A 16,711-nucleotide genomic window follows, 5' to 3' on the forward strand; every position below is an offset into this window, starting at 1 on the left:
GCGCCCGCCCCGGCACAGGCCCCCGCGGCCGCGCCCGCCCCGGCGCCCGTGGCCGCCGCGCCGGGCGAGCTCGCCGCGCCCGAGGTGCGTCCGCTCAGCATGATGCGCAAGGCCATCGCGCGGAGGCTCGTCGAGTCGAAGCAGACGGTCCCGCATTTCTATCTGACGATCGACGTCGACGCGGATCCGTTGAACGCGCTGCGCGAGCAGATCAACGCGGAGCTCGCCGCCGCGGCCGAGCCCGGCAAGGACGCGACGAAGATCTCCCTCAACGATCTCATCGTCAAGGCCTGCGCCATTGCCTTGCGCCGCGTCCCCGAGTGCAACGCGCAATATACGCCCGACGCCATTCTCGTGCACCGCCGCGTCGATATCTCGGTCGCCGTCGCCGTGTCGGAGGGCCTCGTCACGCCCGTCGTGCGCGACGCCGACAAGAAGAGCATCACCACCATCGGCGCGGAGATCCGCGATCTCGCGGGCCGCGCGAAGGGAAAGAAGCTCAAGCCGGAGGAAATGGCGAACGGCACGTTCTCCATCTCGAACCTCGGCATGTACGGGATCGACGAGTTCTCCGCGGTCATCAACCCGCCGGAGGGCGCGATCCTGGCCGTCGGTCAGGTGCGGCGCGAGCCCGTCGTGAAGGGCGACGCCGTGGTCCCCGGTCGCCGCCTCGCGATGACGCTCTCCTGCGATCACCGCGTCATCGACGGCGCCGTCGGCGCGACGTTCCTGAAGGCGCTGCGGGCGCTGCTCGAGCGCCCGATGCAGATCCTCGTCTCCTGACGACGAAAAGGGTGCGCCCCCGTCGCGGGGCGCACCCTCGCACCTATCCCCTCACGGGCTCTTCGGGCAGTTGCGGCGCGTGAGCCACTCGACCACGGACCGCACCATCGGCCGATAGCCGTACGACGGCGACGCGGGGTCGTCGAGGTTCACCGGACAAACCGAGCCGACGACCGCCTGATCGCCGAGCGCCTGGAGCAACGCGAGCGGCCGGAGGCTCGGGTACGCCTTCGCGCGGACCTGGAGCGTGGGCGCATTGCCGTTCGCGGGATCGGGCTCGCAGAGGGGGTTGTCGTTGGACTCCGTGCGGCAATCGCAGGCCGTGAGGCTCGGGTCCGTGCAGTCGCGCGCCTCGCCCGGTGGGAGCGGCAGGATGCACGCGTACTGGAGGTCGTCGTTGGGGATGGTCCACTCGTGCCCGTTGATCGGGTTTGCGTTCGGCGTTGCCGCGTCGACGAGGAGGTCGCCGGTGATCGGGTTCGTGCCGACGCGCTTCTCGACCGACTCGATCATGAGCGGATCGAGCGGCTTGAACTTGAAGTTCGTCAGGTTGCTGCCGAGGATGACGTCCCAGGTCGAGAAGTTGGTCCCGCCGATCGGCGCCGCGAGCTCGGCCGCGGACTTGAAGCCCTTCGAAGCGTCGGTCATGTCTCGCGCCACGTCCTGCCAGGGCACGCCCACGAGGCCGGTGACGAGGACCTTCGCGGGCCCGCGGATGTCCGTGAGGTCGTCGGTCGGGTCGAGGTCGGAGAAGAGCGGGTTCGGCACGAGATCACCGACGCGGTTCGGGATCATGTGCTGGGTGAAGGCCTGCGTGTACCGGTCGATCGGATAGAGGAAATCGATGCCGAAGCGGTTCTTTTGATTCCAGCAGCGCAGGTTGATGTCGTCCTCCTCGGCGTCGTAGCGCGCGATCTGGCCGTCCGGGGTCTGGCACGAGGGATCGGGCGCGCACGCCCCCGGATCCTGGCCACACGATTTGCAGCACGGATCGTCCGGGTAGAGCACGCATTCCTGCCGCGCGCGTGGCATCCGCACGTTGCTCGCGCCGACGCGGAGCTGGTTCACGTAATAGAACTGTCCGTACTCCTTCGTCGAGCAATCGTTCTCGTCGGTCAACAGGAGCACGGTGACGAGCGAGTCCGGCCGCAAAAACTCTGCGCGTTGCTGCAAGAGCGCCGTGTCGATGCCCTCCGGCGTCGCCCTGTTGTTCACGATGGAGATGCTCTCGTACGGCTCCGGATCCACGAGGAAGCGGTAGATGCTCTCGAGCTGCGACTCGTAGCCGCAGCCGATCTGCCCGACGCCGATGACCATCTCGCGCAGCGCGGGGACGAGGCCGCCGCCCATCCCGTCGTCGACCACGGCCTCGCCCGGCGGCTGGAGCTGCTGCTCGGGATCCCAGGCGAGGAATCCCTTGTTCACGTAGGTCGGCACCTGCGCCGTGCCGCACGCATTCGTGCGCGCGAGCAGGTGCGCCTTGTCGTTGTTCGTCAGGTTCGGGTTTGGCGCGCACTCCGTGCTGTTCGTGTCCACGTTGGGGCACGAATCCGAGCCGTGGCCGCCGATGCTGGAGCTGATGACGCCGACGTGGATGTCGGTCATCGGCGCGAAGGCGCGGAACGTGCCGGCGGGACACGCCTCGGTCGGCGCGCTCGGCTGCTGGGAGGCCGCCACGCCCGCCTCGTCGATGCACGGCGGATTCACGACGCCCTGCACGATGTCCGGGATCGCGCGGGCCAGGATGTTCTGCTTGTCGGCCATGCTCCGCGAATTGTCGATCGCGAAGAGCAGGTCGAGCCGCTCGGCCGCGATGCAGCCCACGGGGCCGCCGCCCACGCCGCCGCCGCCGTTGCCGCTGCCGCCCGTGCCGCTGCCCGCGCCGCCCGTACCGCCCGTGCCGCCGCCCGTCACCTGATCAGGACACCCGACGAGCGCGAGGAGCGCCACCAGACCGACTCCGAAGATCGTCCCGCGTCGACCGTTCATGTCATGCCTCCCTGCAAGGATAAGGACCCTGCGAGGAGACCCGGCTCCAAAGCGAGCGTCAAGGGGCCCGCAACAAATCGCGCGCGCCGTCGGCGACGAATTGCACGGCGATCGCCGCGAGGATGAGGCCCATCACGCGCTCCAGGATCGCCACGCCGCTCTTCCCGAGGACACGTTGCACGAGCGAGGCGGCGCGCAGGATGTAATAGGCCGCGACAAACGTGATCGTGACGGCGAGGAGGACGGGCACGGCGAAGAGGAGGCTCCGCCCGTTGCCCTGGGACATGAGCACCATCACGCTGGCGATGGAGCCCGGGCCGGCGAGCAGGGGCATGGCGAGGGGCACGAGGGCCACGTCTTCCTTGCGGGCGCTCTCCTCGGTCTCCTCGGGCGAGGTGCGGGTCCCCGCGCGCTTGGCGCGCAGCATGTCGAGCGCGGTGAGCATGAGCAGGAGCCCGCCCGCCACGCGGAAGGCGCCGAGGCTGATGCCGAAGATCTTGAAAATGACGCCGCCGAAGATCGCGAACGTCATCAGGATCAAGTACCCCGTGACGCAGGCGCGGCGCGCCATCTGCCGGATCTTATCGGGCGGATCGTTCGACGTGATGGCGAGGAAAATCGGCACGACGCCGATCGGGTCGACCACGAAGAACACCGCCGAAAGGGCGACGAAGAAAAACGTCACGAGCTCGGTCAAGGGCACATTCCCGGATGCGCTCGCTATAGCCCGGAACGGGCGAGAAGCCAGGCACATCGGTCCCGCGAGGCGGGTTGACGTGGGGCGGACGCCGCGGTATCTCGCCTTCCGCATGTTCCGCGTGACCGAAGAAGTGCGGTTTTGTTATGGCCACCGCCTGCTGGACTACGAGGGCCCTTGCGCCCGCATCCACGGCCACAACGCCCGCGTGGAGATCGAGCTCTCGGCCCCCACGCTCGACCGCAAAGGGTTCGTCGCGGACTTCTTCGACATCGAGAAGGCGGGCAAGGACTGGATCCTCGCGCAGTTCGACCACCGCCTCATCCTGCGGGAGGACGATCCCGTCATTCCCTTCCTGAAGCAGGCGGGCGAGGCGTTCGTCACGCTGCCGGTGAATCCGAGCGCCGAGAATTTCGCGAAGCTCATTTTCGACCACCTGCGCGGGCACGGCGTGCCCGTCACGGCCGTGTCGTTTTACGAGACGGACACGGCCGTCGCGACGTACGACGAGCGCTGAGGGGGTTTGATGAGCAAGGCAGCCCTCGTCACCGGCGCAGGCAAGCGGATCGGCCGCGCGATTGCGATGATGCTCGCGCGGGACGGTTTTTCGGTGGCGGTCCATTACCACCGCTCACGGGAAGAAGCGGAGGGCCTCGTCGCCGCGATCGAATCGGCCGGCGGGCGCGCGGCGGCGGTCGGGGCGGACCTCGCGGACGAGGCGGAGACGGCGTCGCTCGTGGAGCGCGCGGCGGGCCTCGTGGGGCCGCTCGTGGCGCTCGTGAACAACGCCTCGACGTTCGAATACGACACGCCGGAGACGGCCACGCGCGAGAGCTGGGACCTGCACATGGAGGCGAACCTCCGGGCGCCCTTCGTGCTCACGCAGCAATTCGCGCGGCGCCTGCCCGAGGGGGCGGAGGGCGCGGTCGTGAACGTCCTCGATCAGCGCGTGTGGAACCTGAGCCCGCATTACACGACGTATACGGTGAGCAAGGCCGGGCTCTGGGCGCTCACGCGGACGCTCTCGCTCTCGCTCGCGCCGCGCATCCGGGTGAACGCGGTGGGCCCGGGGCCGACGCTGCCGAGCGCGAAGCAAACCCCCGAGCAGTTCGCCGCGCAATGCGCCGCCACGCCGCTCGGCCGCGGGGCCACGCCCGAGGACGTTTGCGACGCCGTGCGGTACCTGCTCTCGGCGCGCGCGGTGACGGGGCAGATGATCGCGGTGGATGGCGGGCAGCACCTCGGCTGGGCCACGCCGCCGGATTCGATGCCGGATTGAGGGCGGAGGCCCCGTGCGGCCGCTGCCGTGGGGGCGGCGGATGTGTTATCGAGGGGGATGACCCCGACGTCGATCCCCGTGGCCCCCGGCGACAACCTGCTCGGGCACGGCCATCTCTTCCAGGACGACCGATTGCCCTTCTTCCGGCGCGTCACCGACCAGGGTGACCTCGTCGCGGCCCGGATGGTCCACCGCAGCTTCTATTTCGTGAACGGGCCTCAGGTCGCGCACGAGATGCTCGTGGAGAAGGCCCGGAGCTTCGAAAAATCCCCGGGGATCCGGATCCTGCTCCACGACCTCGCGGGCCAGGGTCTCTTCACGAGCGAGGGCGATCTCTGGCGGCGCCAGCGCCGCTTGCTCTCGCCGCTTTTTCATCCGACGCAGCTCCAGACCTACGTGGGCGCGATGAACGGCGAGGCGCTGCGCGCCCGCGAGCGGCTGAAGGAGGGAGAGCGCACGGACCTCGCCGCCGAGATGACGCGGATCGCGATGAGCGTCGTCGGCCGCGCCCTCTTCGACGCGCGGACCTTCGACGAGGCCGACGAACTCGGCGAGGCGCTCACCGTCGCGCTCGGCTGGGTGAACGACCGCATGGCGACGCCGTACATGACGCTGCAGGTCTCGGCGCTGGAGATGACCGAGTACCTCGACGGAAAGCTCCCGCCCTGGCTCGAAGACGTCCGCGCCCGCGCCCGCGCCGCGCTCGACGCGCCGATCCTGATGCCCGGCCGGAACGATCCCACGGTCGTGAAGGCGCTCGAGGTCCTCGACAAACGTATTCAGGCGATGATCGACGACCGCCGGGCGAGCCACGCGGATCGAAAAGATCTGCTCACGCGATTGTTGTATGCGCGCGACGCGGATCTCGGCGGCGAGGGCATGAGCGACAAGCAGGTCCGCGACGAGGCCAATACGTTGTTCATCGCGGGGCACGAGACCACGGCGACCGCGCTCGCCTGGTCGTTTTACCTGCTCGCGCGGGACCCGGCCGCGCGGGCGAAGGTGCAGGCCGAGGCCGACGCATTCGGCCCCGAGGGCCCCACGTCCTACGACCCGGAAAAACTCGCCTACACGACGCGCGTCTTCAAGGAGGCGCTGCGCCTCTATCCGCCGGTGATCGTGCTGCCGCGGCGCGCGCTCGAGCGCGTCGAGCTCGGCGGCCACACCTTCCCCGAGCGGACCATTCTTTTCGTGAACGTCTACGGCATGCACCACCGCAAGGACCTCTTCCCCGATCCCGAGCGCTTCGATCCGGACCGTTTTTCCCCGGAGAACGAGGCGAAGCGCCACAAATCGGCCTGGGTCCCGTTCGGCGTGGGGCCCCGCGTGTGCATCGGCAACCATTTCGCTCTGATGGAAGGGCCCGTCGTGCTCGCCACGCTGATGCGGGGTTTGTCCTTCGAGGTCGAGCCCCAGGACGTCGAGCCCGAGACGTTCACCACGCTCCGCCCGAAAGGCGGAATCTGGGCGCGCGTCCGCCGTCGCAGCGCCCTCTGACGCCCTCCCCGCCCGTCGCCCCGCCTCCGCCCCCCTCGCTCCCTAGCTCCCCTCCTCCGTGCCGCCTGGACACGAACGTGTCCTATGCTACTTCGCACGCACAAAAGTTTAGACAAAGTTTGCACGTTCTATGAACAAACGATATTACGTAGAACGTTCGCTGCACAAAATAGCGAGCGAGACCACACCCACCCTTCGTTCGAAGGCCAGGTTCAGGAGTACCGACCGTGAAGCAAGAGCTCCTCCGTTCTCCGCACGTGATGCTGGGCGCAGCGCTGCTCGTTTCGTCTCTCGGCGGGCTCGGCGCCTGTCAGAAGGCCGAGGAGAAGGCCGCGCCGGGCCCGGAGCCCGCCGCCGCGGCGCCCGGTCGTTGCGTCTACACGAGCCCCTTCACCCAGGCCGAAGAGTGCCGCGATTACACCGGCAAAGGCTGGTCCGCCGAGACCGCGGAGGCCGATTGCAAGGCGCTCGCGAAGTCCGCCTTCACGAAAGCGGAGAGCTGTACCTATCCGACGTCGCTCGGCCGATGCGTGCTCGACGGCGGGAAGGACGACGAAACCAGCATCGTCTTCCCCGGCGAAGACACGGCCCAATGCACCTCGACCCAGCGCGGCTGCGAGCTCTTCGGCGGCGGAAAGTTCGTGCCCGACGCGTGTGAAGGCGTGGTCGACGCCCCGGGCGACCCCACCCCCGAGGGTTCGGTGTTCGAATGGCCCACCGAGGCGTGCGTGGACCCGAAGGCCGGCGAGCCCTCGGGCCAGAGCGAGGGCAAGGTCTGCACGTTCGGCGCGATCTCGGGCTGCACCGAGCCCGGCCGCAACTTCGCGGCGTACGCGTCCTGCGAGGCGGTCCTCACGCAACGCCCTTACTGGCCGGCCCCGCCCTCCGATTTCAAGACGCCCGAGGGCGATCCGCGCCTCACAGACACGCAATGGCTCGGCGAGCTCGCGTGGGTGACCGAGCAAGTCGAGGCCTGCGGCTGCGTCTGTTGCCACTCGGAGAAGGCCGCGCCCGCCGAGGGTCCATCGAACTGGTACATCGAGGCCGGCCCGATCTGGACCGACAGCTTTTATCCGACGGGCCTCGCGCTCGCGGCCGGCTGGGTCTCCTCGGCCGCGCTCGGCGCTTATCCGCCGGACCAGAACAACGGTTTTTCGCGCGACGTCGCCGGCCTGCCGACCACGGACCCGGCAAGGATGGTCGCTTTTTTCGAGGGTGAGCTTCTTCGCCGCGGATTCAAAAAGGAGGATTTTGCGGACGAAACCCCGTTCGGCGGGCCGCTGTATGAACAGAGCCTCTACGTGCCGAGCGATTGCGACGCCGGCCTAGGCGTGGACGCCGCCGGCAAGATCACCTGGACCGGCGGCGACGCACGTTACGTTTACGTCTTATCGGCGGACGCGAAGAACCCAGGCGTTCCGCCGAACCTCGACCTGCCCGAGGGGACGATGTGGCGGCTCGACGTGGCGTCGAAAGCCGCACCTGTGAAGAGCGGTATCACCTACGGCGAGGTTCTGCCGAATACGCAGCAGGGCTACCCCGCTGACGGCAGCCCCGAGAAGCTCGTCCCGGGGACGAAATATTATCTGTATGTGTGGGCGGACGTTGGCGTCCCGATCACGCGTTGCCTGTTCGATGCCCCGCTCTGAGCAGGGTTACGCCCGGACAACCTCGATGACCACCGCCGGCCGGGGCCGCGTCGCAGGGCGCTGCGCGGTCTTCCCCTCGTGCAGCGCTTGCAGCGCCAGCATCGCGTTTTTCGGCCCGACCGAATCCACGAAGGCGCGCGCCGCGCCGAACGCCGACCAGTCCCGCTCGCGGTGCGTCACGGCGTAAGGGCCACGCTCATCGAGCCCGCCCTCGTCGAACGCCTGGAACACCTCGATCATCCGGCCGTCACGCACGCTCTTGCACCCGAACTTCGCGAGCTCCTCGCCTGTCGGCAGAGGCCCCACGAGGTAGGTCTCCGTGACGAGCGTCGCGCCGCAGAGAATTGCCCCCGACACCTTCGAGATCGCGTCGAGCCACGCCGCCGAGGCCGCCGCCATCTCGTCCACTTCGCCGCCGCCTTCGAGCTCTGCCACGAGTGCCTCGAGGTCGTCCCGCTCGATCCGGCCCCACCGCCGTACCCACTTCTCACGACCACGGCGGGGCCTACGTTGACCATCGGTCGGATCGGCTGTTTTGGATCGCATCGCGGGGTCTACCTGCTCCTCTGCACGATCCGAGCCCCCGGGGATCGGGGCGCAAGCGCCACACGGGGACGAGCTCGGAAGATCGGGCGGGCGTGCCTCTACCGGGAATTTCACACCACCGCAAGTGTTCTTTCGCGGACGTGGCACTCTCGCCCCGGACACACTGGTCCTTCCCATCCGCCCGGGACCATGTGTAGAACGGCCGCCCTCCGCATGCGTACCTCCTCGTTCGAATGGATCGCCGACGACGGCAAGCCGATCTTCGTGCACGTCTTCTCCCCCGACGAAGGCGCCGAGGTCCGCGGCGTCGTCCACGTGTCGCACGGCATGAGCGAGCACGGCGCCCGTTACACGCGCCTCGCCGAGGCCCTCACCGCACGCGGCCTCGTCGTCGAGGCCCACGACCACCGCGGCCACGGGCGCACCGCGAAGTCCGACGACGAGCTCGGCTACTTCGGCCCCGGCGACGGCTTCGGCCGCGTCGTCGCCGACCTGCGCGGCCTGCTCGCCCGCGCCCGCACCGCCTACCCGGGCCTCAAGCAGGCGCTGCTCGGCCATTCGATGGGCTCGCTCATCGCGCAGGGCGCGCTGCCCGCGGTGGGCGACAAGCTCGGGGCCGTGCTCCTTTCGGGCACGAACGGACCGCCGAGCCTGATGGCGCGGGCGGGCGTGCTCGTGGCCAAGGCCGAGCGCGCGCGGCTCGGCGAGCGCGGCAAGAGCGTGGTGATCCAGGGGATGTCGTTCGACGCGTGGAACCGGACCTTCAGCCCGAACCGCACGCCGTACGATTGGCTCTCGCGTGACGCGGCCGAGGTCGACAAGTACGTCGCCGACGCGCGATGCGGCTTCTCGGCCACGACGACGTTATGGGTGCAGCTCCTCGGCGCGATGGGCACGCTCGCGCGCCCGGACGCGCTCGCCCGTCTCCCGAAGGACCTGCCGATCTGCGTGGTCGCGGGCTCCGAGGACCCGGTCCACGAGCGGACGAAGAACCTGCGCGGGCTGCTCGACGCGTACGCGAAGGCGGGCCTCTCCGATGTGACGTACCGCGTCTACCCGGGCGCGCGTCACGAGCTGTTCAACGAGACGAACCGGGACGAGGTGACCCGCGAAGCCGCGGAGTGGCTCGTCCGCAAGCTCGCGCGTTAGCCGCGCCTGCGCGTCACCGCACGAGCACGGCGTCCCCTTCGATCACGATGTCATCGAAGCTCCGCGCCGTCGGATGATCCACGAGGGGCGGAGCGCCGTCCCGCGCGAGCCCGACCCGCAGGAGCCCGGCCGCGCGCGCGGCGTCGAGCTCGGCCTTCACGTCCGACAGGAAAAGCACCTCGTGCGGCGCGACCTCGAGCGCGGCCGTGATGCGCGCATACGACGCGGGATCGGCCTTCTTGCCCGTCGTCGTGTCGAACCACCCGTCGAAGAAGCCCGCGAGATCCCCCTCGATCGTGTGCCCGAAGAGCAGCCTCTGCGCGAGCACCGATCCGGACGAGAAGACGGCGAGCCCGATCCCCTGCGCCTTCCACCGCGCGAGCGCGCCCGGAACGTCCGGGTACACGTGCGATCGATACGCCCCCGCGTGATAGCCCTCCTCCCAGATCATGCCTTGGATCGCCTTGAGCGACGTCGCCTTGCGGTCCTCGTCGATCCACCGGAGCCAGAGCGTGATCACCGCCGCGTCGGACAGGCCCGCCTCCCCCGCCTCCGTCCGCGCCGCGTCGAGCGCCGCGACGACACGCGCCTCGCCGGCGTGCGCCCGAACGAACGACGCGAGGGACGCCCGCGCGTGGGCGAAGAGCGTGCTCGTCACGAAGGAGATGGACGTGGTGGTGCCCTCGATGTCCGTGACGATACGCTTCACCACGGCGCGCCTCGCGTGAGGGCGTCGGCGTCGGGGAAACGCCGCGCGATGGCGTCGCCCGTGAAGGAGGCGACCCAGCCCTCGGGCGTGCCGAAGAACCGGATCGCGGAAAAGTCCGGCTGCGTGCCCATGTCGAACCAGTGCCGCGTGCCAGCGGGGACCGAGAGGAGATCCCCCCGCGCGCAACGCACAGCGAGCACCTGCCCGGCGAGGCGCAGATAAAACACCCCGGCGCCGTGCACGAAAAAGCGGACCTCGTCCTCGCCGTGCGTGTGCTCTTCGAGGAATTTTTCGCGCGCGGCCCGAGCCTTCGCGGGCCAGGCGGGATCGTTTGGGTCCGGCGCGAGGCGCGCGACGTCGACCGAGGGATACCCGCCCTCGCGGCAGAGCTTTTCAATCGGCTCCCGGTAGGCGGCGAGGATCTCCTCCGCGGGGGCCGAAGGCGTGAACGAAAAGGAAGCCTCCCAGGCCTCGAAACGAACGCCGACCTCCCGCAGGATCGCCGCGATCTCGGCGGGGTCTCGCGAGGCACGAACGAGCGTATCGGGATCGTTCTCCGAAAAAACGTGGATCGAGCTCACCCGGAGAGGATCGACCCAAACCGATCCTCGCCGCAAGCCCGTTCACGCGCTCAGTAATTGACCTGAATCTGCAGGCGCAGGAGGCGCCCGCTCTCCTGCGGGTAAGGCGGCTCCGGGTAGGTGCGCTCGGCGATCGCGTACGCCGCGGTGGCCTCGACGGCGGGGATGGGCTGCCACTCGACGCCCATCTCCAGCTCGCGGATCTTGTAATGCGGCGCGTTCGTCTCGAACTTGCGCCCGCCGTCGTACATCAAGCCACGCACGTAGGGCAGGAAGCTGCCAATCTTGGCCATGGCCATGACGTACCCGCCGTGGAGCGGTCGCTCGACGACACGATCGCCCACAAGCTCCGGTCCGCGGCCGAAGTTGTATTCGGCCTGGAGGCCAAACGGCTGCGGGTACAGGACGAACGAGGCGTGGGCGCGGACGTCGCGGATCTCCTCCGCCGCCGTGACGTCGTCCGAGGTCTTCACGACGAACTTGCCCGCATACCCGCCGCCGCCAATCTCCACGATCTGCTTGCCGATCTGGAACGGCCACGTGATTCGACCGACGACGTGCGGCGTGTCGTTCCGCTCCTTCTGGTTCGCGGTCTGGCCATTGTACACGCCAAGCGCGACGACGCCGTAATCCCCCGAGCCCTTGAGCCCATCGTCGACGAGCGCCTTGAACCGCTTGCGAATACGCTCCGGCGCCCAGTAAAAGAAGATGCCGAGATCCCGCTCGTCCTTGACGGCGCTGTTCAACGCATCCGAGCGATCGAGCGGCGCGCGGTTCTGGCTCGACTGCATGTTCTCGAAGCCATACGGCACCTTCGACTGGCCGACGCGGAAGCGGAACTCTTTTTTCTTGTCGAGGGCGATGTCCGCATACCAGTCCCGGAGCGTGGGGACATGGTACTGGTCGGAGACAACGCTCGCAAAATCAGGCTGGATGTACACGAAGACGCGCTCATGCACGTCCCCCTGGACGATCAGGCGGGCGCGGCGGATCAAAAAGCCGCCATCCTTGCCAATCGAGCGGTCGCCCTGGGTATTGACGAGCCGCTCGTTCGTCGCGCCGAGCTGGTTGTAACGGACCTGCGAATAACCGCGGATCTTGATCTTGTCGTACCAGTGCTGCGAAGCCTTGCCCGCCCCCTCGCCGGGCTTCGGCGCGGCGGGCTCGGCCGCAGGCCTCGGCGCAGGTTTGACCGCGACGGGATCCACCGCCGGAAGCGTGGCCAGCGCGATCCCCGATCGAGGCGCAGCAGGGACATCCGCCGCAACCGAACGCGAAGACAAAAGAAGACCAAACACCGCGCCAAGGGCCGAGCGCGCGGCCAGACGTGCGAGCAACATGGAAGGATTCCGGGGACGTCCCGGCCTTTCTTCTTCTGGCTCACCACGCTAGGCGAGTTCGGTGACGAACTCGTTACGACTCGGTCGCGACGCCGTTACCGTTTCGTTTGCGTTCTTTACAGATTGGCGAACTTCCGTGACAACGTACGGCACGAAGGCGCGGAGCTGGGGCGTCGCCCCAGACCCCAGCAGGGGCTGTCCGCCCCTGCACCCGGACCAGCCAGGGGCTGGACCCAAGCTCGAGGAACTGCGCGATGCGCAGTTCCTCGAACAGCCGTAGGGAAGACGGGCGACGGGCCTGCGTGCCAAGGCCGCGGCCGCCGCCGAACACGGGCCCTCGGCCGTCGACGGTGCGTGTTCGGCAGCGCAACGGTGAGCTCCGACGGACGACCGCGCGAGGGACGCGGCCGGACCGCTGAGGTTGGGCCTCGACGCGGGCCGATCGTCCCCTCGACAAGACACATCGAGGGCCGAGGGCCCGTGTTGGGCGGCGAGACCTCCCCCGAGGACACGCGTCGTCCTGTGTTGGGCGGCGAGGCAGGGGCCCTGCCGCGCGGACGCACCTTGTTCGGCTCCGTGCCTGAAACCTGGCGGCGGGGACGTGGCTTGTCGTGGCGTGGAACAGGCGAGGACGAGGGCCGATGTCGTCTGTCAGGTCAGGGGGACCAGCGCACCGTCTGGAAATCGAAGCGCCCACCGTGCGAAAGCCCGGCGGGGAAGCGGGCCTGCCAGGTGTCTTTGGCCAGGACCAAGAGCTCGGTCCCGTTCAGGGCGACGCCCAGGGGGATTTGGTAGGGGCCGCGGTCGATGAGGAGGGGGAGTTCGTCGCCGAAGGTTGCACCGTCGTCAGACGAGAGGGCGCCGAAGAGGCGCGTGTGGGCGGCGTCGACGGCTCGCTGGGCCACGAGCGCGAAGCGACCGTCGGTGAGCTTCTCCATCATGAAGCCGTCCGTGCCGAGGCCCTCGAAGACGGCCAGCGTCGTCGTGTCCGAGGCGCCGGGGCGCAGCAGGCGGAGCGTCACCGTTGCGGCTTCGTCCTTCCGATTGAGGAGCACCACGCGGCCTTGCGAGTCCAGCACCGCGTGCAGCACGCTCGACACGGAAAAGCCCGGCGCCGACAGGACGAGCTGCGTTGCCGCGAGGAGCGCTCCGGTCTTGGAATAACGATGAACGGTCACCTCGGAGCCCAGGCCGACGCGCACCAGCTCCTCGCCGTCCCGGATCAGCTTCACGGCTCGGGTCTGCTTGCCCTGAAACGGCACGGCGCCCGCGGAGAGTTCCGTGAAGGCAGAGGGCGCGAGGACGGACGGCTGCAAGTAGAGCTTGGCGACCTCGTCGACGGTGATCGCTGCGAAGGCTTCGCCGGTCGCGAATACCTCGGCTTCGAGCCCGCCGAACACGCCCGCGGCGGGCAACAGGGACACGCTGGACCAGCTCGTGCCGAGGTCGGTGCTCTTCGAAATCCGCAGGCCGCCCACGTCGTGCGCGAATGCGTAGATGTCGCTCCCCAGCACGCGCAGACGCAGCGGCGCCTTCTCGCTGTTCTCGAAGCCCGGTCGCTCTCCCGAATGCGTGAACGGAGCGGCGGGGCTCGACGCCGAGAAGACACCCCCGAACAAAAAGGCGGCGTCCATCGGTGGATCGGAGAGGCCCCCCGTATACCCCTCGGTGATCACCACGGCGGAACCGTCGTCGGTCAACACGGGCGGCAGGACGACGTCCCAAGGGCCGAGCTCGGGGCGCACGATGCGGCTCGGCAGGTCGCCGGTCCCGTCGGGCGTCTGGGGCACGGGCATACTCGCAATGGCGAGCGAGCCGCTGTTGTCGTAGAGGCCATACAGCCGCTTCGGCGAGCCCTGGAGGCCGCGGAGGTATTCGGCGTCGAGGAAGTCCACGACCGACCCCCCTTCGGGGCGGAAGACCGACATCAGCGAGACGCAGCGGCCTTCGGCGCCGACGCGCGCCACGTCGAAATCGCGGGGAATCGCCCCGGCGCCGATCAAATAATCCCCCGCGCGTGTCGACATCGGGTTCGCGAAGGGCGTCAGCTTCATGAAGCAGGTCGCGTGGTTCTTCGGCGACGCGAGCCCCTCCTGTCCGAAGATCACCTCGGCGCTGTACCAGCCGATGGCGCTCGGCACGGGCCCGGGGCCCGACAGCGGCCAAGCGACGGGCGGCGGCACGTCGGGGTTCGTGCTCGGCTGGAAGTCGAGCGTGGTGTTCTCGACCCATGCGCCGTTCTCGGCGTGGAGCGGCGTCCCCGCGACCACGACGGTGGGGCCCTCCTCCCCCGGCAAGGCGGGCAGCAGGACGAGCTTTCGCACGGGGTCCGGGATCAGCGGCAACCGATACTCGAAGACGCAATCACTGGGCTGCGAATACTTATAGTCGGTGCGAACCACGAGCTGGGTCCGGAGCTCGTCGCCGTCGACCTCGACCAGCTTGACATGCCATGAGCAATCGATCGTGTTGCCAGCCTCGTCCCGGAGGAGGGTGCGCTCCGTGCGGAACTCGTACGTGTCCGCGTAGCTGACGTACACGCCGCCCCCAGGCTTCGGGATCAAGACGGGCTGCGTGTGGCGTAGCTCTTCCTGGTAGGCCTTGGAGTCGCCGACACCCGCCATTTCGTCGAGCGTGGAGTCGAGCTCGCGGCGGCGCCATTCGTGGAAGGGGCCCTCGCCGGGGCGATCGACGAGGATGAAGCGGCCGCGCGTCGTCGAGCCGAATACGGCGTAGATGTGGCCTTTCTCGTCGACGGTGACGTGCGTGTTCGTCACGTCCTCCCAGGGCGCGGAGATACGCTCGATGCCGTAACCGGTGCCCGTCCAGGTCCGGATGCCGGCGCCTCGTTGCCCGCCCTTGAACACCGTTTCTTGCGCGCGCACGCCGCTCAACTTCAGCTTCACGGCGAAGACGGGAGCGCCGTTCGAATCGAGGCCGATCGTGCCATCGGCGGCGCCGCTGTCCGGCTCGATCGCGGTCATCGGCTCGGCCGTGTGCTCGTCGTTGAAACGCACGAAGCTCTCGGGAGGCAACGTCGTCATCGCCTTCGACGTCACGGTGACGGGCACACGAATCACGCGCTCGCCCGCACGAAACAGAAGCCCCGTGCTCCCCTCCGCCACCCCTTCGAGGACCTTCTTCGCGCCGAGGCGGGCGATGCTGGTGTCCTCGACCTCGAGCTCGACCTCGTCGCCGGAGATGACGGATTGTTCGTAGAGATTGCTGCCCGAGAGCGGCGCCACGCCGACGCCGTCGACGGGCCGCAGCTCGCCGACCGCGAGCTCCAGGCGGCCCACGTCGGGCGAGAGGTCCAGCGACGCGCCGCCCCACACGTCCACGAAGAGCTGCGGCGATGGGTCGAATCGCGCATACCCGCTCATGGGTTCGCCCGGACGGGCGAAGATCCCGACGTGGGCGGAGAGCACGTACTCGTCCACTTGGGTCGGGCTCACCGTGATCTCGTAGACGCCGGGCGACGGGTTTTTCATGACCGTCGGCGGGTTCGCTCCACGCGGAAACGAGATGTCCTTCGAATACTCCGCCGGATAAGGGCTTCCCTCGGGCGTCGTCACGGTCAGCGTGTACGTGACGGGCTCGCCGAGCTTCTGGACCACGAACGTATCCGGCGTGCTCCACTTGAACACCGGCGGCGGGGGCTCCGCCGTCCGCGTGTCGTCATTGTCCGAGGAGCAGCCCAACAACAGGAATGTGGTCAAAGACCACGCAAACAAAAAACGCATAGGGCCGGCACTCTACAGCAACCGGCCCCTCGTTCAGCGCCGCCCGTGCAGCACGCACTCGAGGAGGAACTCGATCGCCTCCACGTGCCGCGCCGCTTCGTTCACGTTTTCGCCCCACGTGTAGAGGCCGTGCCCCGCGAGCAGGTAGCCATAGACGCAGTCGTCGTCGCCGAGCTCCGCGTCGACCTGCGCGGCGAGGCGCGGGACGTCTTGATCGTTCGGGAAGATGGGCAGGCGGATCGAGGTCTCGTGCGTGTTGATGCCGACGAGGGCCTTGAGCATCTCGAAGCCGGAGAGCACGACGTACCCCTCGGCGAGGAGGGCGCGGGACAGGACCGTGGCCGCGACGGAGTGGGTGTGCGCCACAGCGGTGATGCCAGGACGACGCCGGTAGATCTGCGCGTGGAGTGGCGTCTCCGCGGAGGGGCGACCTTCGGTGAGCGGGGAACCTTCGAGGTCGACGACGAGCAGGTCTTCGGCCCGCAGCGCGCCTTTGTCGAGGCCGCTCTTCGTGATGACGAAGCGGTGCGCGTCGAGGCGCACCGAGAAGTTGCCGCTCGTCGCCTGGGCCCAGCCTCGCGCGTGGCAGCGGCTCGCGAGGGAGAGCAAGGTGGCCGCGGCGGACTCGGGGAGGCGATGTTCCTGCACGCTCGACCCTACCCGGCCGGGGCAACACGAGCAAGCCCTGGCATGCCCGGCGGCAGGGCGGTCCTCGCTTGACAATCCCGGCCGACTTTGCTGGCCTCGCG

At 68.7% G+C, this 16,711-nt stretch carries 14 protein-coding genes; 6 read left to right on the top strand and 8 right to left on the bottom strand.

Going from position 1 to position 16,711, the window contains the following annotated elements:
* Positions 1–783, top strand: a 783-nt coding sequence (locus QHF89_RS32515; protein WP_284721200.1) for a dihydrolipoamide acetyltransferase family protein, incomplete at its 5' end; no start/stop codon positions are given.
* A gap of 51 nt (positions 784–834) precedes the next feature.
* Here QHF89_RS32515 and QHF89_RS32520 read toward each other — a convergent pair.
* Complete coding sequence (locus QHF89_RS32520; RefSeq protein ID WP_284721201.1) at positions 835–2,772, bottom strand: hypothetical protein; 1,938 nt, start codon at positions 2,770–2,772, stop codon at positions 835–837.
* A gap of 58 nt (positions 2,773–2,830) precedes the next feature.
* The gene (locus QHF89_RS32525; RefSeq protein WP_136930010.1) at positions 2,831–3,469 is read right to left on the bottom strand and encodes a MarC family protein; all 639 of its coding nucleotides are present in this window, start codon (positions 3,467–3,469) and stop codon (positions 2,831–2,833) included.
* A 79-nt stretch (positions 3,470–3,548) separates the two neighbouring features.
* Here QHF89_RS32525 and QHF89_RS32530 point away from each other — a divergent pair, with 79 nt between their 5' ends.
* The 4 genes from QHF89_RS32530 to QHF89_RS32545 all read left to right on the top strand — a co-directional run bounded on the left by QHF89_RS32530 (position 3,549) and on the right by QHF89_RS32545 (position 7,894).
* Positions 3,549–3,986 (top strand): 6-pyruvoyl trahydropterin synthase family protein, encoded by a 438-nt coding sequence (locus tag QHF89_RS32530; RefSeq protein WP_284721202.1) that lies wholly within the window; start codon positions 3,549–3,551, stop codon positions 3,984–3,986.
* Between the two features lie 9 nt (positions 3,987–3,995).
* Complete coding sequence (locus QHF89_RS32535; protein WP_136971262.1) at positions 3,996–4,748, top strand: SDR family oxidoreductase; 753 nt, start codon at positions 3,996–3,998, stop codon at positions 4,746–4,748.
* Positions 4,749–4,805: 57 nt separating this feature from the next.
* Complete coding sequence (locus tag QHF89_RS32540) at positions 4,806–6,245, top strand: cytochrome P450 (protein WP_136971263.1); 1,440 nt, start codon at positions 4,806–4,808, stop codon at positions 6,243–6,245.
* A 227-nt stretch (positions 6,246–6,472) separates the two neighbouring features.
* Entirely contained in the window at positions 6,473–7,894 is a 1,422-nt protein-coding gene (locus QHF89_RS32545) for a proteinase inhibitor (RefSeq protein WP_284721203.1), read from the top strand.
* A 6-nt stretch (positions 7,895–7,900) separates the two neighbouring features.
* Here the strand turns inward: QHF89_RS32545 and QHF89_RS32550 are convergent, their stop codons facing one another.
* The gene (locus QHF89_RS32550; RefSeq protein ID WP_284721204.1) at positions 7,901–8,440 is read right to left on the bottom strand and encodes a hypothetical protein; all 540 of its coding nucleotides are present in this window, start codon (positions 8,438–8,440) and stop codon (positions 7,901–7,903) included.
* A gap of 213 nt (positions 8,441–8,653) precedes the next feature.
* On the opposite strand from QHF89_RS32550, the gene QHF89_RS32555 reads away from it, so the two are divergent.
* The gene (locus QHF89_RS32555; protein WP_136930014.1) at positions 8,654–9,589 is read left to right on the top strand and encodes an alpha/beta fold hydrolase; all 936 of its coding nucleotides are present in this window, start codon (positions 8,654–8,656) and stop codon (positions 9,587–9,589) included.
* Between the two features lie 13 nt (positions 9,590–9,602).
* On the opposite strand, the gene mtnC is transcribed toward QHF89_RS32555, so the two are convergent.
* The 5 genes from mtnC to QHF89_RS32580 all read right to left on the bottom strand — a co-directional run bounded on the left by mtnC (position 9,603) and on the right by QHF89_RS32580 (position 16,610).
* Positions 9,603–10,301, bottom strand: coding sequence for an acireductone synthase (mtnC, locus tag QHF89_RS32560; RefSeq protein ID WP_136971265.1), 699 nt, complete (start codon positions 10,299–10,301; stop codon positions 9,603–9,605).
* Positions 10,295–10,879 (bottom strand): 1,2-dihydroxy-3-keto-5-methylthiopentene dioxygenase, encoded by a 585-nt coding sequence (locus tag QHF89_RS32565; RefSeq protein WP_136971266.1) that lies wholly within the window; start codon positions 10,877–10,879, stop codon positions 10,295–10,297. The genes mtnC and QHF89_RS32565 overlap by 7 nt, the downstream gene beginning before the upstream one ends.
* Positions 10,880–10,929: 50 nt before the next feature.
* Complete coding sequence (locus tag QHF89_RS32570) at positions 10,930–12,219, bottom strand: porin (RefSeq protein ID WP_136971267.1); 1,290 nt, start codon at positions 12,217–12,219, stop codon at positions 10,930–10,932.
* 656 nt (positions 12,220–12,875) lie between these two features.
* Positions 12,876–15,962 carry a hypothetical protein gene (locus QHF89_RS32575; protein ID WP_136971268.1) on the bottom strand — a complete coding sequence of 1,029 codons (3,087 nt, stop codon included), beginning with the start codon at positions 15,960–15,962 and terminating at the stop codon, positions 12,876–12,878.
* Positions 15,963–15,995: 33 nt separating this feature from the next.
* Positions 15,996–16,610 carry a methylthioribulose 1-phosphate dehydratase gene (locus tag QHF89_RS32580; protein WP_136971269.1) on the bottom strand — a complete coding sequence of 205 codons (615 nt, stop codon included), beginning with the start codon at positions 16,608–16,610 and terminating at the stop codon, positions 15,996–15,998.
* Between the last annotated feature and the right edge of the window lie 101 nt (positions 16,611–16,711).

The organism is Polyangium sorediatum, from assembly GCF_029946465.1.
GTDB classification, from domain to species: domain Bacteria; phylum Myxococcota_A; class Polyangia; order Polyangiales; family Polyangiaceae; genus Polyangium; species Polyangium fumosum.

What these genes read in the sequence shown, in the direction of transcription:
- QHF89_RS32575 (WP_136971268.1), bottom strand. Translation starts at nt 15,962, where the DNA reads ATGCGTTTTTTGTTTGCGTGGTCTTTGACCACATTCCTGTTGTTGGGC.
- QHF89_RS32520 (WP_284721201.1), bottom strand. Translation starts at nt 2,772, where the DNA reads ATGAACGGTCGACGCGGGACGATCTTCGGAGTCGGTCTGGTGGCGCTC.
- QHF89_RS32555 (WP_136930014.1), top strand. Translation starts at nt 8,654, where the DNA reads ATGCGTACCTCCTCGTTCGAATGGATCGCCGACGACGGCAAGCCGATC.
- QHF89_RS32535 (WP_136971262.1), top strand. Translation starts at nt 3,996, where the DNA reads ATGAGCAAGGCAGCCCTCGTCACCGGCGCAGGCAAGCGGATCGGCCGC.
- QHF89_RS32540 (WP_136971263.1), top strand. Translation starts at nt 4,806, where the DNA reads ATGACCCCGACGTCGATCCCCGTGGCCCCCGGCGACAACCTGCTCGGG.
- QHF89_RS32550 (WP_284721204.1), bottom strand. Translation starts at nt 8,440, where the DNA reads ATGCGATCCAAAACAGCCGATCCGACCGATGGTCAACGTAGGCCCCGC.
- QHF89_RS32570 (WP_136971267.1), bottom strand. Translation starts at nt 12,219, where the DNA reads ATGTTGCTCGCACGTCTGGCCGCGCGCTCGGCCCTTGGCGCGGTGTTT.